This window comes from Pseudomonas sp. Irchel s3b6, from assembly GCF_900187415.1.
Taxonomy (GTDB): Bacteria; Pseudomonadota; Gammaproteobacteria; order Pseudomonadales; family Pseudomonadaceae; genus Aquipseudomonas.
Genome location: NZ_FYDM01000003.1, coordinates 227,023 through 253,981, shown reverse-complemented (window position 1 = coordinate 253,981; position 26,959 = coordinate 227,023). Strand labels below are relative to the sequence as shown.

Genomic DNA, 26,959 nt, shown 5'->3' with positions numbered 1-26,959 from the left:
ATGACGCTACTGTCTCTATCCGTCGTCGGAGCGGGATGTGCTAGCGATCTGCCGTCGGGGTTCGACCAGGTGGTGCTGGACGATCTGCCCGCGGTGACGGTACCTATCCAGCAGACGCCGGATGTGGACGTCCGGTCAGCGAACTCTCCCCGCATCGAGACCCATGCCAGTTTGGTGGGTGAAGCTACCCGCACCTGGATACCGCAACCCTTGCAGTCCCTTGCCGGGGCTCGCGAAGACTCGCAGGCACTCAATCTGCTGGCGGGTGTCTCCGGAGGTGCCGGCATGGCACTCGTCTTCGATGCTACCGTGCAACTGCGGGACGACGAGCAGGACGATCTGCGACTGCGCCGGGCGCGGCTGGTTCACTCTAGTGAGATGACCCTCGAAGCTGGGTACGACTACACCGGGTGGAGCTTCTTCGACATGGTTCATCCACTTGATCCCCACTTGGGTTATGCCTTTCGAATCGACCCGCAAGACCTTGAACGCAACGACGCCGATCCCTACCTGCGTGTCTCGATGGCGCTAGGTCAGGGGCAGTTGACGACGATGGTCGGCAGCCAGAAAGATGATCTGGGTGACATCAAGTCTGACACGCTATTCAGCGCGGCTCGCTATGCCTGGCAAGCCGGAGCGGCTCGGCTGGCGACGCAACTGGTGAATGACCCTGACATGGGTAACCGAATTGGCGTGTCGTTGGACGTCGAACTCGACCGCACCATCCTTGCGGCCGAAGCTGATGTGGCGCGCCGGCGGGATCTGCGTCCGCTGACGACGACGGGATGGGACGCGGAGTCGCACGAAGACGGCACGTACACACGCGCAATACTTGGCATGCGCTATGCGCTGGGCGGTGGCAGCCAGATCGACGCCGGTTACTACCGCAACGGCCACGGCTACGACGATGCCGAATGGGCGAGCTTTATCGCCGCCAATGATGCCGCTGTCGCTGGCATTGCCTGGGGCGACTTCTCCGGTGCAAGTCTTATCAGTGACAGCGCTGAGCTCGGGCGCAACGAAACCCTACGCCGCAACTACCTGTTCGCTAGCTATACGGCCGGCGACGAGCTTTATCCCTTCACGCTGACAACCGGCGGTTACTACGGTGCCGACGACCGCAGCAGCCTCGCCTTTATCGAGTTTGGCCGCGCCATCGGGGAGCATGTCTCCGTGCGGCTGAATGCAAGTGAAACATTTGGCAACGGCGAGTCCGAGTTTGGACGAAAACCAACGCAGCTCAGCTTGCAATTGCGACTCCAACTCTAGGGGGATATATGAACGCGTTACTTAATCATCGCGGCACTATCGTCATCGGCGGCACGGAAAGCGATGCGCACGTTGTATCGATCTACCTGATCGCATTGAGTCTGGAACAGAACGGCTTTCGGGTGGAAAACATGCGCGGTTTCAATAGCGTGGCGGATTTCGTCGAACGGGCCCGTAGCACCAATGCCAAAGCAATCGTGATCAGCAACCAGAACGGATCGGCCTACGACGATCTGATCGGTCTGTCCGACGCGCTTGGCGCGGATAGCGAGATTCCGGTGATCCTGGGCGGCCATTATTTCGTCGGTGTTGGCGATTCGACCATCCACGAGGAGCGCCTGCGGAGTGTGGGCGTGACGCATGTCTGCTCGACTATCGACAGCCTGATCGACTACCTGTTTGAGACAGTGGTTTGCGACTACCCGCTGGAGATAGTGGTATGAGCTTCCCCTGCCTGCGGCTGGCGAGCGATCTGCCGCCGCTCGACGAAATCCTCGCCGATGTCTTCGCCCGCAAGCGCCCAACGGTAGCCGAACGCATGGCCGAGGCTGCCGTCGCCGGTCGCACCATCGTACAGCCGCGCTGCGGAGTAGGTGGGCTGATGGAGATGAAAACACTACTGCAGGAGCTGGAGGCGGGTGCCGCGCCGGAGGTCCTGAGCCTGACTATCGACAGCCATACCCGGCTGGAGCGCTTCGAGCGCGCGGCAGAGATTCTAGCCGACGATCCTAGCCGGCTCAACGGCTTTCCGCTGGTAGCGCACGGCTACCGCGCGGTGCGGGCGCTGGCTGACTCGATCGATGCGCCGCTGCAGGTCCGGCATGGCTCCTACGATGGTCGGCGTCTGTTCGCCGAGACCCTCGCCGCCGGACTTTCGAGTTTCGAGGGCGGCCCGATTGGATACAACATCCCGTATTGCCGCGATGTGCCTATCGAGCAGTCTCTCGCCGCTTGGGCCGAAATTGATGATGCTGCTGCGCGTTTCACCGCCGCAGGCATGGTTATCGAACGGGAAATGTTTGGCTCGCTCACCGGCGTGGCGGTGCCACCCTCGATCGCGCTCGCCTGCACCTTTATCGAGGCGGTGATGGCCGCGCGGGCGGGGGTGAAGTCCATCTCCATTGCCATTCCGCAAGGAGGCAATATGGTTCAGGACATTGCTGCGTTACAGGCGATCCCACTACTAGCCGCGCGCTGGCTGCCGGTCGACGTAGCAGTACATCCGGTGTTGCATCAGTTCATGGGGGTGTTCCCGCAAAACCGGGCGAGCGCCGACGGGTTGATCTTCTCCGGTGGGTTGGCCGGCTTCTACGGCGGCGCCCACAAGATTATCTGTAAGACCTATCACGAAGCCATCGGAGTGCCGACCGCGTCGTCCAATATTGCCGGTCTGCGCCTCACACGCGCGGCGCTCAGCGGTCGTTTGGCCACGCTGCCACTACCGCAAGCGCATATCGTCGCCGAGCGTGAGCAGATCCTGGCCGAGACCTCTGAGATCGTCGAGCCGGTGCTGTCGGCGTCGGATATCGTCGGCGCGCTGGTGGAAGCGTTCGCCAGCGGTCGGCTGGATATCCCGTTTCCTGCCAATCCGGTGGCGCAGGGAGATATCTACCCGGTGCGCGATGCGGCAGGAGCAATCCGCTTTGGCCGGACGGGCAACCTGCCGTTTTCCGAACGAACATTACGCGGGGCGACCTGCACCGGTGGCGATAAGCACCCTTCGCTCAGTGAAGCCGTGCGCGACTCTCTGTTTTATTTCTCAACGTTGAGGGCATGACATGGACTATTTGAGTTTAGAACAACTGAACACGTTGGTGCCGGTGACGCAACCTCCGTGGATCAAGGTGCGCGATGTCCACTATACGGCGAGTCAGGAGTTCGATCTGGTGATCCCTTCGCTGACGGTGCCGGAGGGCCGGCTTACAGCGCTGATTGGCGCAAATGGTTCCGGTAAATCGACCCTGCTGAGCCTGCTCGCCAACATGCTCAAGCCGCAGTCCGGGGAGGTCAGCCTGGGTAGGGGGATGCCGGGCAAGTGGTCGTTGCAGGAGCGCAATGACATCGGTGTGCAACTACAGGATGCCAGCTTCAATCCGCAGTACAGCGTACGTCGAATCTGCCAACTGCACCGCGCTGCCTATGTCGTTTCTGATGACACTGTGTTCGAACTTTTCGGTGTGCCGGAGCTCGCCAAGCAGCGTTTCTCGCAGCTGTCCTCTGGGCAGCGGCAGCGGCTGCAGTTGGCACTGGCGCTGGCGCATCGACCGCGCTCAGGGCTGTTCGATGAACCCACCTCGAACCTCGATCCGTACTACGAAGCGCGTTTCACCGAGGCGCTGTTGGATGCACGGGCACGCGATGAGGCGTTCTCGGCGTTATTCGTGACTCACTCTGCGGCGGTGGTCGAGATATGCGACGAAGTGCTGATGCTCGCCAATGGCCGGGTTGAGGCACATGCCGACAAGAACACTCTGGTCGCAGATGGCTTCGGAACCTTGGGGGCACGTTTCGAGGGGCCGCAGGAAGTGCTCGACGCCGTCGAGGCGGCGCTGCACGGTACTTTTTACCTGCGCCGACTGCAGCGCCGCAACGGTCGGCTGACCGTGTACGGCGAGGACGAGTTGCGCCCGAGGCTGGTCGAGCTTGCCGCTACCACCGATACGACCCTGTTCTCCGTTTGGAAAACCGGAGCCGCCGACATTCTGGGAAGCCTGAGAAATGACTAATACCGATACCACTGCTGCCCCCCCTTCGGATCTTAACGCTGGCATCGTTCGCTCGTTCTTCTGGATGGAGGCGGACGCGTACTTGCATGTGCCGGTCGCGATCTTCTGGACATTCATCTACCCGATTATGTTGTTCTTTATCCTCAATCTAATCTTCGGCGGTGGCGACTCGCCGACCGGCGCACATCTGAGCTATGCCGATTACTTGATTAGCGGGTTAGTGGTGATGACGCTGATCTCCACTTCGCTGTTCAGCTTCATGGTGGTACTGGTCGAGCAGCGCGCTAACGGCAACCTGCGGGTATTCAACCTGATGCCGTTCGGCAAGTGTTCGTTTTTCCTCGGTTTCATCACCGCGCGACTGCTGATCCTGTTGATCTTCTGCGCGGTCTTCACTCTGGGATTCTCACACCTTGCGTCTGCGCCTGGTGGTACCGGTATTGGCCTCGGTCGGCTCGGCGGGTTCATGGTCTATGTGGCCGCTGGCAGCCTAGTACTGCTGGGTTTGAGCCTGGTGCTGGCCGCGCTGATCGATCGTACTGCGACTGCCCATGCTGTTGCCAATATCGTCAACATCCCGGTCATCTTCCTGTCGGACCTGTTCCTGCCGGTGGCCATTCTGCCCCCTGGGATGCGGGCTGTGGTCGAACTCTCACCGATCTATCGCTTCGTCAGCGACGCGCGCGATCTGTACGCGGGAACTCAGACCCTGCTCGATACGGCGCCGGCAATTGGAGTGATGGTGGTGATCGGAGCTGCGCTTATCTGGTTCGCTACAGCCAAATTCAACTGGAGCCTGGCGAACGGATCGCCGAAATAATTGAGGAAACAAGATATGACAACGCTCGAACAGTTCGCCGCAGAAATGGAAAAGATGTTGGAGCTGAAGAACATCGACGTAGATGCACCGATGTCGCAGCTTGGCGTGGACTCAATGAATATCGTGGAGATGGTGATTATCTGCCAGCAGATTTACACCCAAGTCACCAATTACGAAGACATCAATATCGACGAGAACACGACCATTCGTGAACTCGATGAACAGATGCAATCCCTGTTGTTGGCCTGATTCCCGCGTAACGTCTTATCGGAGTAATTCCATGAACGAGCTCATGTACGAGAATTTTGTGTCCGAAGCGATACGGCGCGGTCGTTGCCTGCCGCAAACTCGGGTCCGGATCACGACGAGTGATCTCGAGACACTGCTCGCCGGTCTGTTTGGCGACGATGCTGAGACGACGCAGGTCATGATTTTCTTTCATGGAGCCGGCGCCAATATGAACGTGGGTTACCTCGATCTTGCCAAGGCTATACACGAGGCCAGTGGCACCACCGTGCTGGTGCCCGACCTGCAGGGGCACGGTATGTCTTCGGGCGATCATCTAACCTGCCTGTACGAGGCGGGGCCGCAGATCGCACGCTGGTTGGCAGCGCCGGTGGGAGCGGTAGAGTGATGCGCACCCTCAAACTGGTGTTGCGTAACAGCCTGGCTTCGCCACGGCGGGCCGCTTTCGTGATCGCAAATATCCTGTGCGGCGTGGTGCTAGTGGTGCTGATCGACGGTTACGCAACCTCGATGTTTCGCGGGATGCGTGACGGCATGATCCAGTCCGGGCTCGGCCATGCGCAGATATTTGCTCAAGGGCTGCAGACGCGCGGCAACCTGCAGTCAGTCAGTGTGCTGATACCGGCCGAAACCGCCGCTGGGGTGCTGGCGGCGCTGAAAGCCCAGCCCGGCGTGCGGGTAGCGACGCCACGGGTGGAAACTTCGGTAATGGCCAGTAACGGTGAGTTCTCGCAGGTCGGGCAGATGATCGGCGTCGACCCGGACACTTCGGCGTTGGTCAGTTCGGGCCTGCGCATCACCGCCGGCCGCGATCTGTTCGAGGACGACAGCAACGGCATCCTACTGGGCGTGGGGCTGGCCAACGCGCTGGGTTTTAAGCCGGGCGACACGGTGACGCTGCTCGGTAGCACCGTAGACAACACACTCAACGGCATCGATCTGGAGGTGATCGGGCTGGTGTCCACCGGCGTGCGCGAAAGCGATGCCCGGCTGATGTACGTCACTCTAGAGACCGCGCAGACTTTCCTGATGACCGATGGCATCACTCGCATCGCGGTGTTGCTGGAGGACACCGATGCAACCGAGACCTTCGTGGATGACACTGCGGCGGTGCTGTCGGACGGCTTGGAAATTCAGGGCTGGCGGACATTGGCGCCCACCTACAGCGAAGTGGTGGATCTGTTCAGCACCATCTTCCTGGTGATCAAGGCGGCGATCGGGTTGTTCGTGGTGCTTGCCGTGGCCAACACCATCGCCATCTGCGTTGTCGAGCGCACTCGTGAGATCGGTATCGCCCGCGCCATCGGTGATCAGCGCTTGGAGATAGCCAGGCAATATGCGCTAGAAGGCGTGCTGCTGGGGATCGTCGGTTCGATGTTGGGGATGGGGATGGCGCTGGGGCTGGCGGAGTTGCTGTCTAACTCGGGACTGAATATGCCGACCCCGCCGGGTTCCACGGTCGACTATCCGCTGCGATTCATTGTCACTGGGCCCAATCTCACCCTCGCTGGTGTGCTGGCGGTACTGGTGGCGTTCGTAGCGAGTCTGCTGCCGGCGATCAAGGCAGCCAATACGTCCATCGTCGGAGCATTGCGTCATGTTTAGAGTCTTGCTGCTGTTCTTCGCCCTGCTGCCGGCGCTCGTGCATGCGGATCCCGAGGCGGATCTTCGCGAGATGAGCCTGTACCGCGGATATGCCGATGAACCGTTCATTTTCAATATGCACGTTGCCACCTTCCGTGGTGGTAAACAGTCCGGGCCGACGCAGCAATCGAGCGTACTGTTTCGAAATTTTTCTGCAGTGCTGGTGGACTTCACCGCTCCAGCTGCTTACGCGGGTCGGCGCATCCTGTTCTCTGGCCAGCAGATGTGGCTTTCGCTGCCGAACACCTCGCGTATGGTGCGGATTTCGGCAGCCGACCGACTCATGGGGGAGGCTAGCAACGGCGATATCCTCAACATCGACCTTGATCTTTACACCATCGAGGAACTGAAGATCGAAGTGGTCGATGGGGTCGACTACAAGCGGGTCTCGGCGGTAGCCAAGCAGCCGGGCGTGCTGTATCCGCGAGTGGACTTCTTGCTCGAGCAGCAGAGTAACCGGCCGTTTCGTAGCTACCACTTCGCCAGCTCCGGCAAGGTATTGAAAGTGGCGCAGTACGTGAAGTTCGACGTTGACGGAGGCCGTGAGCGCTTACGCCAGTTGATCCTGCTCGATCCGGGCAACAGTGCGAATTACACGGTAATGGAGTTCTCACACTATCGCACGGCAGATTTGCCGGCGGTAATCTTCGCGCCGGCCGCTATCCGAAACCCCTTGAATTATTGAGGTAAACAACGATGACGACTAAAGTTGTGCCCGTGAGTATGTTCGAACACTCCTCCCTGGACGTCGCCGGCCAACTGCCGGGTAGCGCAACTGCGCTGTGGGCGCAAAGCCTGACTGATCTGGTCTGCGGTATGCGCCGTGACGGCCGTGAGGGCTGCGTGCAGGACCATGAGGGGGGGGCGCTGGACTCCGCCCGTTTGGACGCAGCTTATACCGAGCTCGCCGCAGCCGGTGTCGAGGCTGGCCATGTAGTGTTGGTGGAGGCAGCCAGCACGCTGACGAGCATCGCGGCGATTTTGGCGCTCTGGCAAAAAGGTTGCGTGGTCTGCCCGATTGACCCCGACTGCGCGCCAGGCGTGCGTGCCCTGATCGCTCACGAGGCTGATGCTCGCGCCATGGTCGACACCGACGGCAAGGTGAGCCTGCTTGGCGAGCCGCGTACCCGGCCGGTAATCCGGCTACTGCGTCCCAAGCGCATCACCGGTGTAGACCTGGCGCTGATGGTTTTCACCTCGGGCACCTCCGGCAACCCCAAGGGAGTGGTGTTGACGCACCACAGCGTGATGTCGGCGCTGCGTGCGATCGCAACCTATCTTGGTATCACTGAGCAGGATCGTATTCTGGCGATTCCGCCGCTGTTCTTCGACTATGGCTTGTACCAGTTGCTGTTGAGCCTGTTCACTGGTTGCACGCTGGTAGTAGCCAACGACAACCGCTCGGTCAACAAGCTCGCTCTGGTGATTGAGTCGATGCAGCCGACGGTGCTGCCGATGGTACCAGCGCTAACGTCTGGCATTGGCCGGATGCTGCAGATACGCAAGAAGATGGTGCCGTCGGTACGACTGATCACCAACACGGGCGGCCACTTGCCGGAAGTCAGCATCGAGTTATTACAAAGTGTTTTCCCTAACACCAGCGTCATCCCGATGTACGGCCTGACTGAGTGTAAGCGAGCACTCTATTGTGACCGCTCGCGTTTCCCCGACGCACCGGGCAGTGTCGGCGTAGCCATGGCGGGGCTGGAAGCGCGGGTGGTGGTTGAAACCGAGGGCGGCGGTTACCGCGAGACAAAGGCGGACGAGGTAGGTGAACTGTGGGTGCGCGGGAGCTCGGTGATGCAGGAGTACCGCGGCGCTGACTCTGGTGCCGGCGCGCGCTTGCTGCCTGGACGTTACCGTTCCGACAACTGGCTGGCCACGGGTGATCTGTTCCGTATCGATGCACGTGGCCTGCATTACTTCAAGGGGCGCTCAAAGTCCCTGATCAAGCAAGGTGGCTACTGTCTGATTCCACGCGATATTGAGGAGTTGGCCGAGGAGCTGGCGTCGGTCGAGACGGCGGTGGTGATTGGCCGCACTGAGGACAGTGGCGATGAGCGCGCCGTGCTGTACGTGCAGATTCGAGGTGAGAGCGATCTTGCCCGCCGCAACGTGGTGCGCGATGAGTTGCGCAGTGTCATACCACGGACGCTGATGCCGCGCGAGATTGTGTTCGTGACCCGATGGCCTGCGACGACCAACGGCAAGATCGACCGCCGCGCCCTGGAGCGCGGTCTGGAAGGAAACGACCAATGAGTGCTGTCAATTACACCGGTTGGGCCCGCGAGCTTCTGGAAAACCAAGTGCTCAAGACACCTGCCTATTACTACTCGGTCGAGCAGATCGCGCAGGACATGCGGGCGGTAGAGGCGTTGCTGGGTACGCCGCTGGTCATGCAACTGGCCGCGTGCCCGATGCCTGACTTACTCTCACGGCTGCCCGAGGATGTCCGCGTCGGCGTGGTGTCGGCGTCACGGTCGGAGATGAACATGGTCATTGCCTGGGCTACAGAGCACGCCTATGTGCATGCGCTGAACCTCGACCCGCAGTTAGCGCGCGCCGCATTGGGGGCAGGGCATCGGATTATCGTCGAGACGCCGCGGCAGGTATCGCTGCTGGCCGAGCTGCGTGGTCGACGTGAAGTCAAGCCGCTGCTGCTGGGGCTGCATCCGATGGCTTTCGGCGGTCGCGGTGGCGGTCATCGCGGGTTGGATCGGTCGGGTGCATTCGCCGCGATTGATGCAGCGCTGGCGGCGGGCATCGTCATAGGCGGTGTGGCCGTACTGCAGAGGGCGCAGTTCGACGCCGAGGAGGCATTGCACAACCTGGCGGCCTTGAACGAGTTGATCGGCGAAATCGAGGCGAAGATTGGCGCACAGCTGTCCACGATGCTGCTAGGCGAGTGGACTGGGGCGCTTGACGACAGTGTCGGACTTGAAGCCTATCGCGCGGCGTTAGCCAAGTTGCCGCCAAACCGGCTCGCCCTGCACGAGGCGGGTGATACGACTTTTTCTCGCGCCGGTGTGTTCGTCACGCGTGTGGTGGACAGCGTCAGGATAGGCGAGGGCGAACGCGCGATCTGTGACGCGAGCCTCGCCTCGGCGCTGTTACTGAGTGAGGCGGCTGGCGAGCAGCGCAGGGGTAGCCCGGTGAGGGTACTGACCGCGGATGCTGGCGAGGTGCGTGAAACTACCATCGTCGGGGCATCGGGGCAGTCGGGTGACGTCTTTGGCGTAATGCCGCGAACGCTGGCTGCGGGCGATTTGCTAATTATTCCGGATGCCGGCGCTTGGTGTCGAACCTATGCGCCTGAGGCGCTTCAGGGGCTGGGGGCGGCTTCTGCATTCCTGTTGGGCGAGTGCGCCAAGGTCAAGGAGAACGACAATGCTTGAGCTCAGTGCGGCGCTCTATCGCAAGACCGACGCGTGGCCCGGTTTTGCCTCTCGCGGCCCACAGGCGGTGGCTGGCGCCTTGGGTGAGTTGTTATCCTCGCAGATGCAGGCCGCCTGCGCCGGGATCGACCCAGAACAGGTCGGTATGAACTTCGTGGTCTCGACGATGCTCGATCTGCCGTTCACATCAGGCTGGATTGATTGGGAAATGATCCGTCCGCACACCCAGCGCCCCCATACACCGGTGTTCGACAGCTTTGTTTGCGCTTATGAGTGCGCCTCGTGGGGCTATTGTTTGCGCTATGCGAAGCGCTTTCTCAAGCCCGATCAGTACGTGGCAATCTCAGTGTTGGATCTGAACGTCTTCGACCTGAGCTACTGGCACGCTAATCCGAATTGGGGCCACTCGGGTTTCGGACTTGCGACGCTGTTGTTTCGTCTCTCAGGTGAAGATCGGGTCGAGTGCCATACTGCAAAATCGATCAACGGCTTTGGCGAGTTCTGCTTGGATATGCGTCGTTGCAGCCAGGAGGATGCCGGGCTGATCCTGATTCCGCCGTTCTTCCCACATAACATCGCGGCGATGTACACGAAATTGATCGCCGAGGATCGGCGACTGCCTAATCTCACCGACGAGCATGGCCACTGTTTCGGTTCTGATCCGTGGCTGGCGCTTCTCCAGCGTCACGGCGCTGGGCAGATCGGTGCTGACGAGCGCTTTCTTGCGGCCTCGGTGGCGCTTAACGGCTACTGGTGCTTTGCCGAAATACAATTGGCCGCAGACGGCATTTTCCAGTTCGGCCCGCAGGTGCCGGAACCGATGGAGATCGCGGCATGACACTGATCTTCAACGCTCATTTGCACCGCTGCCCGTATCCGGACGAAATCACCCAGGCAGGGCTATTACCGCCGCAGATCGCCACGGAAGACGATTTTGCTGCGTACGCGGCCTTCGCCAAACCCACCTGGGCTCCGGTGCTGCTGACCTTTGTGCAGAAATACCGTCTGATGGACGCGGTGCTCACTGAAATTCGCCGCACGTTGGACGGGGAGTTTCGGCAGCTCCTGATGACCTGCCGGGTGCCGGGCGTGACGCGGTTTCCACCGGCCTATAACTGTGAGGACATTCTCAAAGTCTCCGATCTGACGGTGGAAACGCAGCGCCTGAGGGCATTGGGGATCCCGTTTCTGACCATGCACGAAGGCTTCGTTCGCCACCCGATGGAGCAGGGCGAGAATGAGTTTCGCCTAGCGTTGCACCGGCCGGGCGCCTTGGGCGAGCCGGCTTTTCGGGTCTGCGTCGAGGCGCTGCGAGGTTTGGGTTTGGAGGGAGACGTGAGTACTTGATCTGTCAACCTTGGAAATCGGCTTCGCCAACTTCAAGCTGACGCGGCACTGGACCGGGGACCGCGCGTTCGTGGATTTCCTGCGGCTATTCAATAGTGGCCAACACACCTTTACTGCCGATGACTTCCCCAGTCAGCGCAATGTGATGGGCAGCGAGAACCTGATCGGTATTCAGCTGACCTACCGCCAGGAGGGCGGGCAGGAGTTACTGGAGAAGTATGAGCAGGCCGACCAATTGCACAAACAGGTCAATATCATTGATGAGCGATTGAAAAGCATCGCTGAGCAGTTGAGTACCATGGAAACCCAGGCCGTAGCCATGAGTGTCAGTCTGAAAGTCCAGGGTTCGCCGGCTCAACAAGGCCTTGCGAGCTTCAGCCACCATTGCAAATAGCCTGGTGCTGGACGCCAAGGCCTGTTGATAGCGGTCTTGGCGGCGGGTGAAGGGTGGCGTCTGGTTCTTGATATCGATGACAGCGAAACATGCACGACAAATCTCGAAGCGCAGTTACGGACTTAGGTGCGAGGTTCTAGAAGTAACTATTTTGTGGTATTGGCTACTCTTCTGCGGCCGTTCAGCGTCCGGGGAAATGCAAGTGAACGTCCACCGCTTAGTTGACCATGCTGTTCGCTTTTCGAACCTTTTGCTGGCTCGAAAGCAGTTGATGGGTATTTCGACTTGTCGCGTGCTCACAGGTAGTTGATCGGAGTTTCCTCAAACATTATTTTTAAGGATAAAATACTTGCTGGAAATATTGATACAGCGAATAATGACTCATTCGGACTCTCTTAGTTGGGGGGCATTCCAGGCGCCCGGGTAGTCGTTGATCACAAACAAGATGGCGGCCACCAACTCATGCCTCTCACGCATCCAGCGGCAGTTGAGAATGGTGGTTCGTTCGGAATGCGCTCTAGAGCTTACATTGCTGAGCAGGCTCGACTCTAGTTCGATAGATTCGCTGGCAGTCGTTAATAACGCCTGTACACAGCCCGCAGAGCAATTGTATAAAATATGGGCACAGGGAAGTCGATATGTATTGTTCAATCTTGACTGGGTCCACGAGTTTGCTCGCGGCCAATGCCCGGTAGAAAAGTTCGGAGGAACATATGCGTAGTGCCATGATCGTGGATGACCATCCTTTCATTCGCTCAGCGTTGAAGGTGCTGCTAGAGCAGAGCAATCACCGTGTGGTTGCACAAGCCGACAACGGGGTTGACGCTATTCAGCTGGCGCTTGAGCACAGGCCACAATTGATTATCCTGGATATCTCTATACCCAAACTCGACGGTTTAATGGTCTTGCATCGCCTGAATGAACTGGGGGTGGTGAGCAAAGTGCTAGTGTTGAGTTGCCATCCCGCCGAGTTCTATTCCATGCGCTGCATGAAAGCCGGTGCCGTCGGTTTTCTGTCTAAGATTCAAGACCCTGACGAACTATTGAAGGCGATCAATGTAGTCAGTTCCGGTTATACGTTTTTCCCGCAAATAACGCATGGCTCGGTGTGTAGCAAAGAAGCTGAATCATCAGAGCGAACCTTGCTGAAAAGTCTGTCAAATCGCGAAATGAGCATCTTCATTCAGCTGGCTGCAGGCTTTGATAATATGAAAATTGCCAATCATCTGATGCTGAGCAATAAAACCGTCAGTACCTATAAGGCCCGGATTATCGAAAAGCTCGGAGTCACCTCGTTGGTGCATTTGGCCGATATGGCCAAAAGAAACCAACTGATATGAACTGGACGCCATCAAGCGTCTGACGAATGTCCTGATAGCACACAGGCGAGCCAAAGGCCTGGCTCAGGACTGAGCTGGCAGATCGGCACTCGCAAAATTCACAAGAATTCACCTGATACGGCAACCCGCTTGCGCAAACTTAGTGTGGTATCGGGGCAGCCCCATGTGGATTGGCCCAACTAATGGGGGATGCCTGTGTGGCTGGAAAAAGGCAGCCTGGATGGTTTTTATCCGATTTTATTTCCTGGGCGGTTATTCCTCGGGTGGTGCGCTGGCCTACAAGGTGACACGGCAATTAGGCATCGCCTATGTGCCGCTGAAAGTCAGTGTTTGCCGGGTTACTCCAGGGGATTCGCTTTTCTCCCTTGAAAGTGCCGGTGCTGTCCAAAATCGACGCTGGGCTCTACACCGACGACAGCCTGGTGGCGCTCCTGTCGGCGCTGTTATGCAGTTCGGTGATGTGGAAGGATTCGATGTTTCGAATGCGCGCGGCGGGGGCGCTCAGTTCAAGGAGGTCGGCCCCGGTGATGTGCTGACCAAGCTGGACGGGAAAATCCTGTGACGGTGCTGGTTTTCGGCCGAGCCGCTCGACCTTGTGGCTGAGCAGGGGGCATAGCAGGCACTGCAGCAACTGTTCAGCCAACGACAGCCGCCCAGGAACTGTTGACGTGCCAGGAACAGAGCATCAGCCGGCATCCCGTGGCGTTCTTCGGCTACCCGGGATTCAACCCCGGGATAGACCAGCAAACGTTGTAAACGCTGTTCTCCAGCATACGCGTGCCGGAGTCGCCGACGCCCATCGACGAGCATGTCCAGCAGTTGTACGACCGGCTTCCCGATTATGCCATGCCGACGGCCTCACTACGTTTATCGGGCACATCACCTCGGCCTTGCCGTCGTTCCTGTTGCCACTGGAAAAAACCATGGTGGCTCTCAACCAGACCCGGTCAAGCTGGAAACTCGCCCTGCCTGGTGTTTTGGCAAGACCGATCACGGCCAACCGACGATTGTCGGGCCGCAAGTGGCGGGCGAGGGCATGACGTTCAACATTTTCCGCCGCAACTCGACATCAGGAGTCGGGTAGCCCTAATGCGCCACTCCAAAGCAGCGCAGTTTCTGCAGCTCAACTATATACGCGCAAAAATTGTTTGTGTCGGTGGGGAGTCGATAAAGCGTAAGCGGCATATTTTCCTTGGCATAGTAAGCTTGATTGTATGCCAGCTGACTGCTGGCATATTTTGCTAGCATCTTGTTCAGGCTCTGGTTTTGGGATGTGGTCGTTAAAAAGAAACTACTACGAATGCTGTCATTTACTTTGAGGGGCAAAAGACTCGAAGAGCCATCGACCTGTTGAAAGTCGTAGATGGTGTTTTTTTGAAACTGCAGGCGCGAGCTTTGGGGGAGCGATTCGCCGCTTTCCAATAAAACAATGCCATGGGAGAAATAAGAGCCTGAGAGATGATGTCGTTCTAAAACAAAATAGACGGCATGAGCCAGAACCAGAAAAAATATCAATACATAGAGCCAGCGGTTTGAATGAATCATTTCACACATGCCAATAGGTGATGATCAGTGATTTTTGATAATTGGGACTGGTGCACGAGCATGGAAAACACTTCGCCAGACTGATTGATGCAAATGACATCAAGGAAGTTGTGCATGCGATTGAACAATAGGGTGCTTGGCGACTCGGAACGCGACACTAACCTGTCCCGTAAGTGCATGACATCGGCTTGTAAAGTAACGAGCTGTTTTTTGTCGGGTGCCGTATATAGAATGCTTTGGTTGCCGATATATTGAATGCTGGTGACCAGGCCGGGCTGCATCAATAGCGCGTAGTTAAAACGCCAAATAAGTGCCGCAAATAAAGTTGCAGCCAATATTAGAAGTGGAATGCGGAGGCGCCGGGCATTGCATTTTATGCTCAGTTCAGTTGCGCATGGGGGAGGTGGGACTACGGTAGCAGCCAAATTAATGTCATGCTGCAATACTGGCCACTCCGAGGGACTAATGAGAAACCGAGAGTTGAATTGATACCCGCGACGAGGCATCGTTTGTATAATTTCCTTGGCGGTTTCGTCACCCAGTTGCTCTCTTATGCCTGAAATAGCTTGATTTAAACTACTTTGAGTGACTACACGACCAGGCCAGGCATATGCCAAAATATCCTCTCGCGCGACAATGGTATCCGCTCTAAGAATTAACAGTTCGAGCAAGCGAGAAGCTGAAAAACTGATCTCTATCCTAGAGGTTGGTTTTTCTCGAAGATAAAACGTTAGCAACTGGCATTTGGATGCGAAATGAATATAGTGTTCTTTTTTGGTACCGCGAATCACATGGCTGCCACAAGGTTGTGTGGCCACGGTTGGACTTTCAATATCAAGATTCTGAGGTGACTCTAAGGGAAGGTGAGGCTCTTGTACATTTGTGTAGGTCATGCTTCTGCCTTAGAAAGATGCAAGGTAAAAACAGCATCCAAAAATGATGCAGTGGCTAATATCCTGAGGGAGTAATGGCGAGGAGTATCCTTTCTTCCATGTCGAGTGTGCACATTGCTTGACAACCTGCTTGATGGACCTGTGAGAACTATCAAGCAGGACTCTCAAAACGTGAAGTCAATAGATGTCAATTTACATCAATTCACGAATTTTGGCCAAAAAAGAGCGCGTTTTCTTCTCGCAATCCGGCCATTGCAGATTGAAGACCTTCGCTAGTGTGCGGTTCTCGAAATAACTTTCCTGCAATCTTGGCTAGACTTTCCCTGCCATTCAGCGCTCGGGGGGGACACAAGTGAACGCCCAAGAAATTGTCCTCGGCTCAGGAGAGCAAGCCGAGCTGAGCCGCCAGTACCTTCGGTCACCATCAGCCAGCGCGACGGCCGTCGCGCCCAAGTGCTTGTGCTGCTAGGCAGCACAAGGTGCTCACGGATAGAGATCGCGCGCTTGATCGGTTTGTCATCCCTCACAATTACCTGTTGTGGAGTCAGGACTGGTTCACCACGTCCTGGTTGTCATGCTGTTCACTCCTATAATTCCAGTATTCGAAAAATAACATCGGATAATATCTTTGATCGATTCGTCGTTTTCAACATTGGCGGAGGCTGAAGTCAGCCCGAACTACATGGCTACTTCAGACCATCCCTGGAGATGGGAGTCTTTCAGACCTGGACTTGCCCCTACTAGACTACGTCATCCTCGTCGTCTTGCAGGTGGCTATACCAACCAAATAGCGCTACACCAAGGGTGGCAATGATTACGGCTATGACGATGAATACTAGATAGCACATTCAGACTCGTTTGCCTCTGACGTCGGTGTATCATTGATCTGCATCCTGCGATTGCGCGGATGTACACCCAGCGTTATCTGGCGGATAGGATGGAATTACCAACTTTCTAGAAAGTTGCTAAAATGGCACTAACTTGCCTGCGAATCATTAAAAGTCGGGCAGCTTCCCATAGCGTGCTCGTCATATTTTCCTTCCGTAATTTTCGATAGGTAGGCTCGTGCTGAGTTTAGTATTTGCTCATTTTCAGGGTGGGAGGTCTGATATTCTGATAATGCACGCCCAGCCGACATGAAGATTCGATGAGCTTCGTCCGTAAGCAGAAAATCTGTAATGCTGTTATTTTTTTTTTGAAAGACCTCAAATTCACGCTCAAGTTTATTTTTTTGAGTCAACTGGTTAGGCGTGTATTCTTCATAAGTTCGAGGGTATTTGCTATTCTTAAGTCTCTCACCGATACCTCCATAGGCCGGATCTCGTTGTAGGTAGATGACACGATCAACTTGAGTCATTGCGAGCATCCCCGAACACATGGCACATGGCTCTAGTGTGGTATAGACGCTATATCCTTTGACATATTTGCCTACACCCGGGCACTTTAAGAAGCCCTGCATCAGACGAACCTCGCCATGCTGCGTGGCGTCGTCGTGCTTTCTTATGGAGTTTCTTGCCCAAAATACTGGTTTGTTTGAGTTATTAACGAGAATTGAACCTATATTGTGGCCCCGTCCGTTAACGCCTGCTTGCCAGTCTTTTTCGACCATGGCCATTGCCAGAAGGGAAAAAATTTCATCTTTCTCCATCTTGGCTGCAATACTGCCCCGCCCTAATAAATCGCATGACGGGATGTAAGCTCTGGTTTTTTTTTCGCCAACAAACTCTGGTCGTTCCGCGTAGGAATAGTGATGAGACCGCCCAGACTCATGAAAGAAAAATTTGCATGTTAGCGATGCTTCGGCTGTTTCGTAGGCAATTGATAGTAGGGATATCGTGAGTACGAGGAGGCTTTTCAATTTGGCTGTCCTAATTATGTTTGTTGGGGCGAACAGGCATCCAGAGTGCCTAAATTCGACATGCTCGGCACGGCAAACAAGCGAATCAGTTAGATGCCACTGCATATCCCACAGGTGTCGCCGCAACAGATGATTTTCGCTAGAAAAATTTTCCGCGCGCGAGGCTCAATGGGCAGTCCCCATATCTGCGGGGCAAACACCCCTTGCAACGAAGTCGCTTTTGCTGATTGGCTACAGTGCACGGGAGACCGAACAGATGACTATTGCGGGCGCGGTGGTACCACATCAACGAAGGTTTTCAGTAAAAAAAAGCCCCCTGGGCCGGGGGCATAAAGGTGCCTAACGTGGAGCAACCTGGTTAGTTTCTGGCACAGTGTTTTTTTTGTCTGCAAGAAATTTCTTAAGCTGTCTCCCAGGGCAAACTGCCCATGAGGATGAGATTGCTGAAGATTAAGAAATTTCTTGCATTCCAAGGCAGTCCGAGTGGGTGATAATCGCACTCTTGGAGATAACAGCGGCCCGAGCCTAGCTATATTTAGTGCTTAATTGGTCGTAGTGAGAGGGTATAAACTGTGGCGTCTTTCCCCGGCGCGGGTAACTTTCGCTGAGCGGCTAAATTAGCCTTGGATAAAACCACTTAAATTATAGAGGTGTTGCGTTGCGCTCACTGAATGTGCTGGTTCTTGAAGATAACGCTTTCCAGTTAATGGCCTTACACAAGATGCTAAATGCCATTCAGGTCTTCAATGTGCTGACGGCGGACAGTGTGGAGGTCGCCCAGCAAGCACTAGCCAATCGAGGAGGGGTCGATATTGCCATTTGCGATTTGCAGATGGACGGCCAGGATGGCCTCGACATGATACGGTTTTTGGCCAAATACCGCTTGGCTCGTGCGCTAATCATCCTGAGTGGCACTGACCAAAGCATACTTGACGGTGCGGCCCATTTCGCCCGATCACAGGGAATTTTAGTGCTTGGTAGTTTGTGCAAACCCATGTCGCTTGAAGCGTTGTGCCAGTTGCTGGAGACTTATCAGAATCTTGTTGCTCAAGACGCTCAATCACTGCCACTGAAGCAGATATCACAGCGGTTTTCATTGGAAGAGTTACATCAGCTTGCTCCCGGTCAGCGCATCAGTGGCGCGGGTATGTTTGAGCAATGGGTTGCCTATTACCAGCCCAAAGTCAGTCTTGAGGGGCAACTGGCAGGTGTGGAAGCGTTGGTCCGTTGGCAACATCCTATCCATGGGTTGATGTCACCCGGTCAATTCATGGGCGCAGTGGAGAGTGCCGGGCTGATTGAACCGTTAACCTGGCGGATGCTGGAACTGGCGTTGACGTTGTCCTCGCGAGTGCTGCGCGAGCGCGGTGAACGCCTGCCAGTATCGGTCAATATCCCACCGTCGATGATCGAGCGGGATGATTTTGCTCGGCAAGTATTGGCGCTGTTGGGGCGCTTCGGGCTACCTGCCAACGTGCTCACGTTGGAGATTGTCGAAAACCCGTCGTTGCAGACTACGGCTGCACACCTGGAAGGTCTATTGCGCTTACGCATGCAGGGCTGCCATCTGTCGATTGATGACTTTGGCACCGGCGCGTCGAACATTCAGCGTTTGCTGCAACTACCATTTTCCGAGTTGAAAATCCCCGCAGAGTTCGTGCGTGGCATTGGCGACAATGGACGCAAGGCCTCAGTGGTCGCCGGGGCTCTGTTTATGGCGCAAAAAATGGCCTTGAGCGTGGTGGTCGAAGGTGTGGAAACAGCGTGTGACTATCGCGCCTTGCAGGAATTGGGAGGGCTAACCGTACAGGGGTATTTCATTGCGCGCCCCATGAGTGAGGTCGACCTGTTGTGTTGGATTGAAGAGCGCACCAATCTCGGTGGCCTAGTTAAGGCAGTGTAAGCATGCGTAGGGCATCAAACACTAGTCCAAACGCCCGTCCGTGCAGGTTAGGATTTTTCTTGCAGACACAAACACCGCGTGCGTGGAAACTGAGTATGTAATTTCCCTCGCTTGGGGTTAACCATATCCTCAAGTATTCAGCGGTTCAACTTTCATTATGAGAAACAAAGTAATGGCATTGCTTTTGCGCAATTGGCCATGGGGTAATTGAATGCTTCTGGTCGCTGAGAGCAATTTAGCTCCCATCATCTGAGGCCTTTCAAGATGAGTGCGCGATGTTACTACTCATCAGCGGTTAGTCTTTCAAGAGTGTTTAAGTTTATGAAGCCGTCGATGTTTTTTCATGTCCTGATCGGGCTGCTATTTTTCAAGAGCCCTTTGATATTGGCTCAAGGGAGCTCCCAATACAGGTTGTCTTCAGGTGATGTTATACGTATCGATGTAGTGGGTGAGCAGGACCTGAGCTTTAATGATCTTCGATTAACTGACGCGGGCAGTTTTACTTATCCCTTTATTGGGGATCTCAATGCGCAGGGCAAGACTGCAGCGCAGATCGAGCAGCTGATTGCCGACAAATTGCGTGGTGACTACCTGGTCGACCCAAGGGTGTCGGTTAGTGTGCCGCGCTACCGGCAGTTTTTTATCAGCGGCGAAGTGCGCAGCCCGGGCGTTTACCCCTATCAGGCTGGGCTGACACTGAGGCGTGCTGTCGCCCTCGCGGGCGGCCTGACCAAACGTGGCTCTGAAAGCCGAATGACCATCGGTCGAGATCAGGGCTCGGTCACGCAAACGCATAAAGGCTCGTTCGACTCACCACTTTTGCCGGGAAACGCCGTCACCATTGCTCGGGGTGTCTTTTAGTAATCACGGTAACGGCGCGTGTTTTCGTCCTCAGTATTAAGAAAATTTCAAGGTGAGATTTATATGCAAAGTAACCTTCTTTCACGCAAGCCGAATCCCCCGGGTCTTGAAATGTCTGATGAGATTGATCTACTCAAGTTCTGGAAAGCTCTCTGGCGGCGTAAGTGGGCCATTGTTGGTTTTTCGATGCTGCCCAGCCTGTTGGTCGGCCTTTCCCTATTGACGGTTACACCGACCTATAGGGCTGAGACAACCGTTCTGATCGAGGGTAAGCCTTCATCGGTTGGCTCGATCGAACATGTTTACGGCAGGGATACCGTAAGTAGCGAATACCTGCCCACCCAGCTTGAACTCTTCAAGTCCCGGGCTTTGGCCGAACGCGTGGTTCGTCAACTGAACCTGGTCGCCCATCCCGAGTTTTTCGCGAAGGAACAGGAGGGGGCATTTGCCTTGCTGAAGAAACTGCTCAGTGCGCTCGACATTCGCAAACTTGTTCCGAGCGGAGCAGCGCTTGAGCCACCTACACCTGAAGAGCTTGAGGTACTTCGGTTTGATGAAGTGACGCGGGCATTCATGACTCGCATCAAGGTTATACGCCAAGGCAACAGCACGCTGGTGAAGGTGCAGGTCGAAATGAGCGACCCGCACATGGCGGCAAAAGCTGCCAACGCCTTGGCCAAGGAATTGATCGAGAGCCAAATGGAGGCGGCTGTGGAAGTCTCTGCCGGGGCCAGCGCCTGGATGAATGGCCGGTTGGTGAGCCTACGCGAGCAACTCAAAGTCTCGGAAGAACGTCTGCAGCGTTATCGGGAGGCGGAGAATTTGGTCGATGTAGGTGGTGTGTCGACGATCAGCGCGACGGAACTGGCGCGCACCGGTGACCGGTTGATCGATGCCCGGCTCAAGTATGCGGAAGCCGAAAGCCAATATCGCCAGGTTCAGGCCAATCGTGGCAACTGGGAAAAGCTGGCAGCTGTTCCGGCAGTGCTCGGTCATCCACTGATTCAGCAACTCAAGGCAGATGAGACCAAGGCGCGGGCCAAGGTTGAGGAGCGTTCCAAGCGCTACGGAGCGCAACATCCGCAGATGGAAGCTGTGCGCGCCGAATTGAATGCGGCCTCCGCCAGCCTGCACGGGCAGATCGTGCAAGTGGTAGCAGGTATCGAGCGTAACTACCAGCTTGCGGTTGCCAACCAAAAGACCCTGCAAGCGTCATTCAACCGCGTTCAGTCACAGCAACAGAGCGTCTCTCGCAAGGAATTCAAATTGCGTGAGCTAAAGAGTGAGGTGGACGCCAATCGCTCGCTGTATAACGCCTTCGCCAATCGTTTGAAGGAAACTGCGGCCACTTCCGACCTGGATATCGTCAGCGTGCGTATCGTTGACCCCGCGATCGTACCGACGATGCCAGTGGGGCAACGCAAAGTCCTGGTCGTCACCCTCACCGCACTGTTGAGCCTCATCCTGGCGGCCGCGTTGACACTATTGTTCGAGGCATTGAACAACACCTTCAAAAGTGTGGATCAGGTCGAAGAGCAGTTGAACATTCCGGTACTCGGCGTTGCTCCGCGGTTGTCCACAAAGCTTGGCTGCGAGTTGTGGCAACTTTACAGTCGAGAGCTGGATAGGCGCTTCAGCGAGTCTATCCGGACAATGCGTACCGGCATCGTGCTTAGCGATCTCAAGCAACCGCACAAGGTTCTGCTGGTCACGTCATCCATACCTGGCGAAGGCAAGACCACGGTGTCTACTAACCTTGCATGCGCCCTGGGGCAGATGGAGAAAGTATTGCTGATTGATGCAGACTTGCGCCGTCCCATGCTAGCGAAGCATTTTCAGTTGCCCATTGGTTCGCCGGGGCTGGCTAACTTGCTCGCCGGCACTGCATCTCTGGACGATTGCATTCAGCAGGCTGACGGGGTGGATGTATTGGCAGCGGGCACCGTGCCACCTAACCCGCAGGAGCTGCTGGCGTCTCCCTTGTTTTCCCAGCTACTGGAACAACTGAGTGAACGCTATCAACGCATTGTTATTGATACTCCGCCATGCCTCGCCGTCAGCGATGCGCTGTTGATGTCCACACTGGCGGACTTTGTACTTTATGTCGTCAAGTCCGATGCGACCGCGGTACCTCTCGTCCACAAAGGAATTGGCCAGTTGTTACAAGGCAATGCACCGGTCAAAGGCATTGTGCTCAACCAGGTCGATGTTACGGCAGCGGGTTCCAAGGGTGGCCGTTACGACGGTTACTACGACTACTACAGCTATAGCGACAGCCCGACCTGATGATCGACCTACATAATCACATGCTCCCGGGTCTGGATGATGGCTCGATTGACCTTGAAGCCGCGCTGGATCTGGCGCGCATGGCGGTGGCAGACGGTATAAAAACAATCGTATGCACACCTCATATGCACCCCGGGCGCCACGACAACAGCGTTTCAGGAATTCAAGCCGCGTGTGCCCGAATGAAAGTAGCACTGTTTGAAGCCGACATTGCCTTGCGCATCGCTGCTGCCGCAGAAGTACGATTCGGCGACCACCTGCCGGCAGCAATTGAGTCGCAATCATTGCCCTTTATGGGGGAGTGGGAAGGTAGGAGGGTGGTCCTGCTTGAGTTTCCCCATGGACAAATCCCGTATGCCGCAGAGCATCTGATCGATTGGTTGTTGGCTAAGGGCATCGTTGCGATGATCGCGCACCCTGAGCGCAACAAGGCTGTGATGCGAAATCCGGCGAGGCTCAGGCCGTTTGTCGCACGAGGGTGTTTGTTGCAGGTGACCGGAGCCTCCCTGACAGGTTATTTTGGTCAGCAGGTTCAGTCAGTTGCCCGTGACTTGCTGGAGCAAGGAGTCGTGCACGTACTGGCAAGTGATGGTCACAACGTGCGGCACCGTCCTGCAGTTCTCGCTCAAGCACATCAATGCGCGGCACAGCTTATTGGAGACCGCAAGGCCCATGCCCTGGTGCATGATACTCCGTGGGAAATAGCGCAGGGGCTTTTTGCATAGTCGTGCGATATGCAGGCTCTCAGGGTCTTCTCGCGGCGCAAGCCCACTTCTACGGATCTTTGGTTGACACCTTCCCCTCTTGCAACAAAACCAACAGGCTTTGCATGCAGTTGGAGACTACGCCTGCCGTGACCGTCAGCGTCTCAGTATCCACGTTGTCTCGGCAGGCTATTTCCATATTGGTGCAACTGATATTGAGCGCTTCATATTTCAGTATCAGTGCACTGCCCTTGATCTGATGGGCGAGCTTGGCCATTCCTTTGGTGTCACGCTGATCGAGTAACTTTTGCAGTTCAAGCAGGTTGTTCGCGGTACTGCGCTCCAACTCTGACCAGAGGGCTTGCATCGCCGTCTCGTCTGCAACAGCCAAGCGCATCAGGTGGGCGTGAAGTTGATCACCTGACAGTTCGCCATCATTGAACCCATCGTTATACTCGTTGCAGAGCGCCAGCAATCTGTTGCTCAGGGTGCTCAGGCTGATGGGTTTGAACAGGCAGTCATCCATCCCGGCATCCAGGCAATTTTGCCGTTCCTCAGGCACTGCGTTGGCAGTGAAGCCCAGCAGCAGGCAGCCAGGTTCGTTTCTTTGCTGTTCCTGCTGACGTATGTTTCGTGCCAGTTCATACCCGTCCATGTTGGGCATATTGCAGTCGGTGATGATCACGTCGAAGGGAGCTTCGTGCCATAGTTCTAGTGCTTCGACACCATCGCAGGCTTCGCTGACATGATGGCCCAGGTAACTCAGTTGGCGGATAAGCAGGATACGATTGGCCATGTAGTCATCGACAATCAGGATGTTCAGCGGGCAATCGGCAGCCAGTACTTCTGGCGTCTGCTGTTGCGAGGCTAAAGCTTCGACATGGAGAGCGTTCTGAAGCGGCAGATCGATCCTGACTGTGATCAGGGTGCCCACACCCTCCTGGCTGACCAGCTCGAGTGTTCCCCCCATCATTTCTACCAATGCCCGACTGATGACCAGGCCAAGACCCGAGCCGCTGTCAGACAGCTGTTGAGCGCTCTTAACCTGGGAGAAAGGCCTGAACAGGCGTTGTTGGTCGGCGACAGAAATACCAATGCCGCTGTCCTCGACCTTAACTTCCAGGCTCAAGGTTCGTTCTGTGGGGTGAAGTGTCGCGCTTGCCGAAAGGTTGACCGAGCCTTGGGCGGTGAACTTGATTGCGTTGCTCAGCAGGTTGGCCAACACTTGCTTGAAGCTCGCGGGGTCGATGAGTACAAGCTGGTCGACCGAAGGGTCGATATGAGTGACCAGCTGCAGTGATTTCTGTGTCGCCGGGCCATAGAAAATACGCACGATCGACATCAACAGGTCGCGCAGGTTTGCCTGCTGGGGGGTCAGGCTGAGTTGTCCCGCCTCAATGCGCGCGATATCAAGTATGTCGCCGATCAGATCGAGCAGCCCTTGTGCGGCTTCCGAGGCGATATCGATGGCTGCCCGGTCAAAAACGCCTTGCTCGGCGGTTTTTGACGCCATTTCCAGCATCCCAATCACCGCATTCAGAGGTGTGCGGATTTCATGGCTCATGGTGGCAAGGAAGGTCGTTTTCGCCCGGCTGGCGTTATCGGCGTCATTCTTGGCAGCGTGCAGTTGTTGGATCAGGTCCTGGCGTTCACTCACATCGAGCCAACCACCAATCAGCCCTTTGACGGCGCCATCGCTAGCACGATAGGGCAGCATCCAGTGATAGATCGTGAGTGTCTCGCCACAGGGAAGTCTGAGCAGGCGATCTTCGAATCTAGGCTCGCCAGAGGCCATCACTTCAAAAAAGCTTTTATTGTATTCAGCGGCCTGGGCTGGATCGAGTAGCAGGCTTTGTTCGACGGTCGTGCCCTCGAGGGGCGCGCCGTCGCTGACGCTGAAGGTATCGAGGTAGGCTTTGTTGCACAGTAACAAGCGCGCATCGCGGTCCCTGGCATAGATCGGGTGCGGGGTGCCATTGAGCAACACGCGCTCGAACTCGAGTTTGTCGTTGAGTGCGCGCTCGGCGAGTTTGCGCTTGGACACTTCGCGCTTCAACGAAGTGATCCACACGAAGATGCCCAGCAGTAGCAATGCAGCTACAACCAGGCCTTGATAGATGGTTTCACGGTGTCGAGTCCAGTAGCTGTCTTCGACGACAACCGCGCGGCGCCACCGATTGGTGATCTCATCCATTTCCTCGGGTGAGATACTCAGCAATGATTTATTGAGTATCGACAACAGCTCGGGGGCTTCTTTGCTGACCGCGAAGGCGACCTGGCCTGCTTTGGTGCCGGTGGTCGAGGCTATCTTGAGTGCGTCCGGGTAGGTCCTGGCGATGATGTAGCGCGCACTGATCAACGAACTGAGGGTTGCATCCGCTTTTCCTTGAACGACCATGGCGAATGCTTCATTTAGATTGTTGGCCGGCACAAGCTGTACGTGCGGATATTTACGTGCAAGCAGCGACAAGTTGACGTTGCCATAGACCACGGCCAGTTTCTTGCCTGCCAGCTCTTCAAGGTTATGAGGCGCGTCGGATCTGGTGCGTGTCACGAGCACCAGCGGTGTTGCCAGGTACGGGCGACTGAAGTTGACCAGCTTTTCCCGGTCTGGGCTTTGTGTCAGCGAAGCGACAATATCGAACCTGCCGGCGTTGAGCTCGGCAATCATTTGGTTGACCGAGGATCCGCGGCCAGTTTCAAAGCGCAGGCCGGTTCTCTGGCTGATCTTCTTCAGTACATCAACCGTCAATCCCTTGGACTGACCATTTTCATCGACGAAGGAGAAGGGCAAGTAGTCTTCGTTGAACAAAACTTTCAACTGGCCATGCTGTGTCAGCCATTCTTGTTCTTCAACACTGAACTTGATCGAGTTGCGCCCCGAAATACTGACACCGCCTGCTTGCCAGCGCTGGACAATGGCGATGCGTTCGCTGGAGGGAATGGCTTCAAGCGCCTGGTCGACCACGCGTTTAAGTTGCGCGTTTGAACGCAGCAGCGCAAAAGAGAAGTTGTTGGCTTCCAGCCTTGAGAAGTCAGTCATCTGAACAGTGCTCAGGTAACTTTTATTGATCAGGTAATTGGCAGTAACCGTATCGCCCAAATATACGTCAGCATCGCCGAACGCGACCGCACCGATGGCATTGAGTATGGAGGGGTAGAGCACGATCTGCGCTTGGGGATAAAAGCCCTGAACGGTCGCTAAAGGCAGGTAATGGTAAAGCATCGCAATTTTTTTGCCAGCCAGGCTCTCGTCAGTTGCGACATCATCTTCAATACGCGTGATGATAGTGGGTTGGTCGAGCATGTAAGGCGCCGAGAGCATAAGCTGCGGATCCACTGCTTCATAGGCGTTGGCCGATCCGATCAGGTCAATGTCGCGGCGCTTGAGCGCCTCAATCAGCGTGGTGCGGTCTGGAAAGCTGTATATCTCGACCCGGACTTTGAGAAGCTGCCCAAGTAGTGCGGAATAGTCGGCGGTAATGCCCTCGAATTCTTTAGTATGGGTAGTGATATCGAGAGGAGGGTAGTCAGGGTCGGATATGCCGATGCGTAAGGTGGCTTTCTTTGCCAACCACTGGGTATCGCTTTGGTTGAGAGAGAACTGATCAGATTCAATAACCGAGCGACCAACAACGTTCAGTACCACCGGGTTATTGTTGGCTGAGGCATAATTAAATACAACGCAGGAAAGAATTAATATCCAAACATACTTCATGCTTTTTCCT

Annotated in this window: 24 protein-coding genes and 1 pseudogene; 21 read left to right on the top strand and 4 right to left on the bottom strand. The window is 56.0% G+C overall.

Annotated elements, in window-relative coordinates:
* The 16 genes from CKW07_RS07230 to CKW07_RS25185 all read left to right on the top strand — a co-directional run bounded on the left by CKW07_RS07230 (position 1) and on the right by CKW07_RS25185 (position 13,743).
* Positions 1-1,269 carry a hypothetical protein gene (locus tag CKW07_RS07230; RefSeq protein WP_095144255.1) on the top strand — a complete coding sequence of 423 codons (1,269 nt, stop codon included), beginning with the start codon at positions 1-3 and terminating at the stop codon, positions 1,267-1,269.
* An 8-nt stretch (positions 1,270-1,277) separates the two neighbouring features.
* Positions 1,278-1,712, top strand: a complete 435-nt coding sequence (locus CKW07_RS07225; RefSeq protein WP_095144254.1) for a cobalamin B12-binding domain-containing protein — start codon at positions 1,278-1,280, stop codon at positions 1,710-1,712.
* Entirely contained in the window at positions 1,709-3,046 is a 1,338-nt protein-coding gene (locus tag CKW07_RS07220; RefSeq protein ID WP_095144253.1) for a methylaspartate mutase, read from the top strand. The genes CKW07_RS07225 and CKW07_RS07220 overlap by 4 nt, the downstream gene beginning before the upstream one ends.
* A gap of 1 nt (position 3,047) precedes the next feature.
* The gene (locus CKW07_RS07215) at positions 3,048-3,995 is read left to right on the top strand and encodes an ATP-binding cassette domain-containing protein (RefSeq protein WP_095144252.1); all 948 of its coding nucleotides are present in this window, start codon (positions 3,048-3,050) and stop codon (positions 3,993-3,995) included.
* Positions 3,988-4,815, top strand: a complete 828-nt coding sequence (locus CKW07_RS07210) for an ABC transporter permease (protein WP_095144251.1) — start codon at positions 3,988-3,990, stop codon at positions 4,813-4,815. Before CKW07_RS07215 ends, CKW07_RS07210 begins: the two co-directional genes overlap by 8 nt.
* A gap of 15 nt (positions 4,816-4,830) precedes the next feature.
* Complete coding sequence (locus tag CKW07_RS07205) at positions 4,831-5,064, top strand: phosphopantetheine-binding protein (protein WP_095144250.1); 234 nt, start codon at positions 4,831-4,833, stop codon at positions 5,062-5,064.
* A gap of 31 nt (positions 5,065-5,095) precedes the next feature.
* A complete protein-coding gene (locus CKW07_RS07200; RefSeq protein WP_095144249.1) occupies positions 5,096-5,449 on the top strand; it encodes a hypothetical protein in 354 nt (117 codons plus the stop codon).
* Entirely contained in the window at positions 5,449-6,666 is a 1,218-nt protein-coding gene (locus tag CKW07_RS07195; RefSeq protein WP_095144248.1) for an FtsX-like permease family protein, read from the top strand. Before CKW07_RS07200 ends, CKW07_RS07195 begins: the two co-directional genes overlap by 1 nt.
* Positions 6,667-6,670: 4 nt before the next feature.
* The gene (locus CKW07_RS07190) at positions 6,671-7,390 is read left to right on the top strand and encodes an outer membrane lipoprotein-sorting protein (RefSeq protein WP_176465291.1); all 720 of its coding nucleotides are present in this window, start codon (positions 6,671-6,673) and stop codon (positions 7,388-7,390) included.
* An 11-nt stretch (positions 7,391-7,401) separates the two neighbouring features.
* Positions 7,402-8,964: a class I adenylate-forming enzyme family protein gene (locus CKW07_RS07185; protein ID WP_095144246.1), complete on the top strand. Its 1,563-nt coding sequence runs from the start codon at positions 7,402-7,404 to the stop codon at positions 8,962-8,964.
* Complete coding sequence (locus CKW07_RS07180; protein ID WP_095144245.1) at positions 8,961-10,100, top strand: hypothetical protein; 1,140 nt, start codon at positions 8,961-8,963, stop codon at positions 10,098-10,100. Before CKW07_RS07185 ends, CKW07_RS07180 begins: the two co-directional genes overlap by 4 nt.
* On the top strand, positions 10,093-10,938 hold the full coding sequence (locus tag CKW07_RS07175; protein WP_095144244.1) for a hypothetical protein: 846 nt from the start codon (positions 10,093-10,095) through the stop codon (positions 10,936-10,938). The genes CKW07_RS07180 and CKW07_RS07175 overlap by 8 nt, the downstream gene beginning before the upstream one ends.
* Positions 10,935-11,447 carry a hypothetical protein gene (locus CKW07_RS07170; protein ID WP_095144243.1) on the top strand — a complete coding sequence of 171 codons (513 nt, stop codon included), beginning with the start codon at positions 10,935-10,937 and terminating at the stop codon, positions 11,445-11,447. The genes CKW07_RS07175 and CKW07_RS07170 overlap by 4 nt, the downstream gene beginning before the upstream one ends.
* A 10-nt stretch (positions 11,448-11,457) precedes the next feature.
* Positions 11,458-11,841 carry a hypothetical protein gene (locus tag CKW07_RS07165; protein ID WP_256577029.1) on the top strand — a complete coding sequence of 128 codons (384 nt, stop codon included), beginning with the start codon at positions 11,458-11,460 and terminating at the stop codon, positions 11,839-11,841.
* Between the two features lie 713 nt (positions 11,842-12,554).
* Positions 12,555-13,181 carry a response regulator transcription factor gene (locus tag CKW07_RS07160; RefSeq protein ID WP_095144242.1) on the top strand — a complete coding sequence of 209 codons (627 nt, stop codon included), beginning with the start codon at positions 12,555-12,557 and terminating at the stop codon, positions 13,179-13,181.
* Positions 13,182-13,401: 220 nt separating this feature from the next.
* Positions 13,402-13,743: a hypothetical protein gene (locus CKW07_RS25185; protein WP_141234432.1), complete on the top strand. Its 342-nt coding sequence runs from the start codon at positions 13,402-13,404 to the stop codon at positions 13,741-13,743.
* 524 nt (positions 13,744-14,267) lie between these two features.
* Here CKW07_RS25185 and CKW07_RS07155 read toward each other — a convergent pair.
* Both CKW07_RS07155 and CKW07_RS07150 read right to left on the bottom strand, forming a co-directional pair.
* A complete protein-coding gene (locus tag CKW07_RS07155; RefSeq protein ID WP_095144241.1) occupies positions 14,268-14,726 on the bottom strand; it encodes a hypothetical protein in 459 nt (152 codons plus the stop codon).
* Positions 14,723-15,619, bottom strand: a complete 897-nt coding sequence (locus CKW07_RS07150; RefSeq protein WP_095144240.1) for a winged helix-turn-helix domain-containing protein — start codon at positions 15,617-15,619, stop codon at positions 14,723-14,725. The genes CKW07_RS07155 and CKW07_RS07150 overlap by 4 nt, the downstream gene beginning before the upstream one ends.
* A 352-nt stretch (positions 15,620-15,971) precedes the next feature.
* Here CKW07_RS07150 and CKW07_RS25690 point away from each other — a divergent pair.
* Positions 15,972-16,156 (top strand): annotated as a pseudogene (locus tag CKW07_RS25690) (IS630 family transposase); the annotation flags it as partial.
* Positions 16,157-16,595: 439 nt separating this feature from the next.
* Here CKW07_RS25690 and CKW07_RS07145 read toward each other — a convergent pair.
* On the bottom strand, positions 16,596-17,477 hold the full coding sequence (locus CKW07_RS07145; RefSeq protein ID WP_176465290.1) for a nucleoside deaminase: 882 nt from the start codon (positions 17,475-17,477) through the stop codon (positions 16,596-16,598).
* A 658-nt stretch (positions 17,478-18,135) separates the two neighbouring features.
* Here CKW07_RS07145 and CKW07_RS07140 point away from each other — a divergent pair.
* The 4 genes from CKW07_RS07140 to CKW07_RS07125 all read left to right on the top strand — a co-directional run bounded on the left by CKW07_RS07140 (position 18,136) and on the right by CKW07_RS07125 (position 23,252).
* Positions 18,136-19,380, top strand: coding sequence for an EAL domain-containing protein (locus CKW07_RS07140; RefSeq protein WP_095144238.1), 1,245 nt, complete (start codon positions 18,136-18,138; stop codon positions 19,378-19,380).
* Between the two features lie 321 nt (positions 19,381-19,701).
* Positions 19,702-20,241, top strand: coding sequence for a polysaccharide biosynthesis/export family protein (locus CKW07_RS07135; RefSeq protein ID WP_095144237.1), 540 nt, complete (start codon positions 19,702-19,704; stop codon positions 20,239-20,241).
* A 63-nt stretch (positions 20,242-20,304) separates the two neighbouring features.
* Positions 20,305-22,527, top strand: coding sequence for a polysaccharide biosynthesis tyrosine autokinase (locus CKW07_RS07130; RefSeq protein WP_095144236.1), 2,223 nt, complete (start codon positions 20,305-20,307; stop codon positions 22,525-22,527).
* Positions 22,527-23,252, top strand: a complete 726-nt coding sequence (locus tag CKW07_RS07125) for a tyrosine-protein phosphatase (RefSeq protein ID WP_095144235.1) — start codon at positions 22,527-22,529, stop codon at positions 23,250-23,252. Before CKW07_RS07130 ends, CKW07_RS07125 begins: the two co-directional genes overlap by 1 nt.
* Before the next feature lie 49 nt (positions 23,253-23,301).
* On the opposite strand, the gene CKW07_RS07120 is transcribed toward CKW07_RS07125, so the two are convergent.
* The gene (locus CKW07_RS07120) at positions 23,302-26,949 is read right to left on the bottom strand and encodes a transporter substrate-binding domain-containing protein (RefSeq protein ID WP_095144234.1); all 3,648 of its coding nucleotides are present in this window, start codon (positions 26,947-26,949) and stop codon (positions 23,302-23,304) included.
* Positions 26,950-26,959: the final 10 nt, after the last annotated feature.

Excerpts from the sequence above, each read along its gene's own strand:
- CKW07_RS07230 (WP_095144255.1), top strand. The coding sequence starts at position 1 with ATGACGCTACTGTCTCTATCCGTCGTCGGAGCGGGATGTGCTAGCGAT.
- CKW07_RS07225 (WP_095144254.1), top strand. The coding sequence starts at position 1,278 with ATGAACGCGTTACTTAATCATCGCGGCACTATCGTCATCGGCGGCACG.
- CKW07_RS07220 (WP_095144253.1), top strand. The coding sequence starts at position 1,709 with ATGAGCTTCCCCTGCCTGCGGCTGGCGAGCGATCTGCCGCCGCTCGAC.
- CKW07_RS07215 (WP_095144252.1), top strand. The coding sequence starts at position 3,048 with ATGGACTATTTGAGTTTAGAACAACTGAACACGTTGGTGCCGGTGACG.
- CKW07_RS07210 (WP_095144251.1), top strand. The coding sequence starts at position 3,988 with ATGACTAATACCGATACCACTGCTGCCCCCCCTTCGGATCTTAACGCT.
- CKW07_RS07205 (WP_095144250.1), top strand. The coding sequence starts at position 4,831 with ATGACAACGCTCGAACAGTTCGCCGCAGAAATGGAAAAGATGTTGGAG.
- CKW07_RS07200 (WP_095144249.1), top strand. The coding sequence starts at position 5,096 with ATGAACGAGCTCATGTACGAGAATTTTGTGTCCGAAGCGATACGGCGC.
- CKW07_RS07195 (WP_095144248.1), top strand. The coding sequence starts at position 5,449 with ATGCGCACCCTCAAACTGGTGTTGCGTAACAGCCTGGCTTCGCCACGG.
- CKW07_RS07185 (WP_095144246.1), top strand. The coding sequence starts at position 7,402 with ATGACGACTAAAGTTGTGCCCGTGAGTATGTTCGAACACTCCTCCCTG.
- CKW07_RS07180 (WP_095144245.1), top strand. The coding sequence starts at position 8,961 with ATGAGTGCTGTCAATTACACCGGTTGGGCCCGCGAGCTTCTGGAAAAC.
- CKW07_RS07175 (WP_095144244.1), top strand. The coding sequence starts at position 10,093 with ATGCTTGAGCTCAGTGCGGCGCTCTATCGCAAGACCGACGCGTGGCCC.
- CKW07_RS07170 (WP_095144243.1), top strand. The coding sequence starts at position 10,935 with ATGACACTGATCTTCAACGCTCATTTGCACCGCTGCCCGTATCCGGAC.
- CKW07_RS07160 (WP_095144242.1), top strand. The coding sequence starts at position 12,555 with ATGCGTAGTGCCATGATCGTGGATGACCATCCTTTCATTCGCTCAGCG.
- CKW07_RS25185 (WP_141234432.1), top strand. The coding sequence starts at position 13,402 with ATGGTTTTTATCCGATTTTATTTCCTGGGCGGTTATTCCTCGGGTGGT.
- CKW07_RS07155 (WP_095144241.1), bottom strand. The coding sequence starts at position 14,726 with ATGATTCATTCAAACCGCTGGCTCTATGTATTGATATTTTTTCTGGTT.
- CKW07_RS07150 (WP_095144240.1), bottom strand. The coding sequence starts at position 15,619 with ATGACCTACACAAATGTACAAGAGCCTCACCTTCCCTTAGAGTCACCT.
- CKW07_RS07135 (WP_095144237.1), top strand. The coding sequence starts at position 19,702 with ATGAAGCCGTCGATGTTTTTTCATGTCCTGATCGGGCTGCTATTTTTC.
- CKW07_RS07130 (WP_095144236.1), top strand. The coding sequence starts at position 20,305 with ATGCAAAGTAACCTTCTTTCACGCAAGCCGAATCCCCCGGGTCTTGAA.
- CKW07_RS07125 (WP_095144235.1), top strand. The coding sequence starts at position 22,527 with ATGATCGACCTACATAATCACATGCTCCCGGGTCTGGATGATGGCTCG.
- CKW07_RS07120 (WP_095144234.1), bottom strand. The coding sequence starts at position 26,949 with ATGAAGTATGTTTGGATATTAATTCTTTCCTGCGTTGTATTTAATTAT.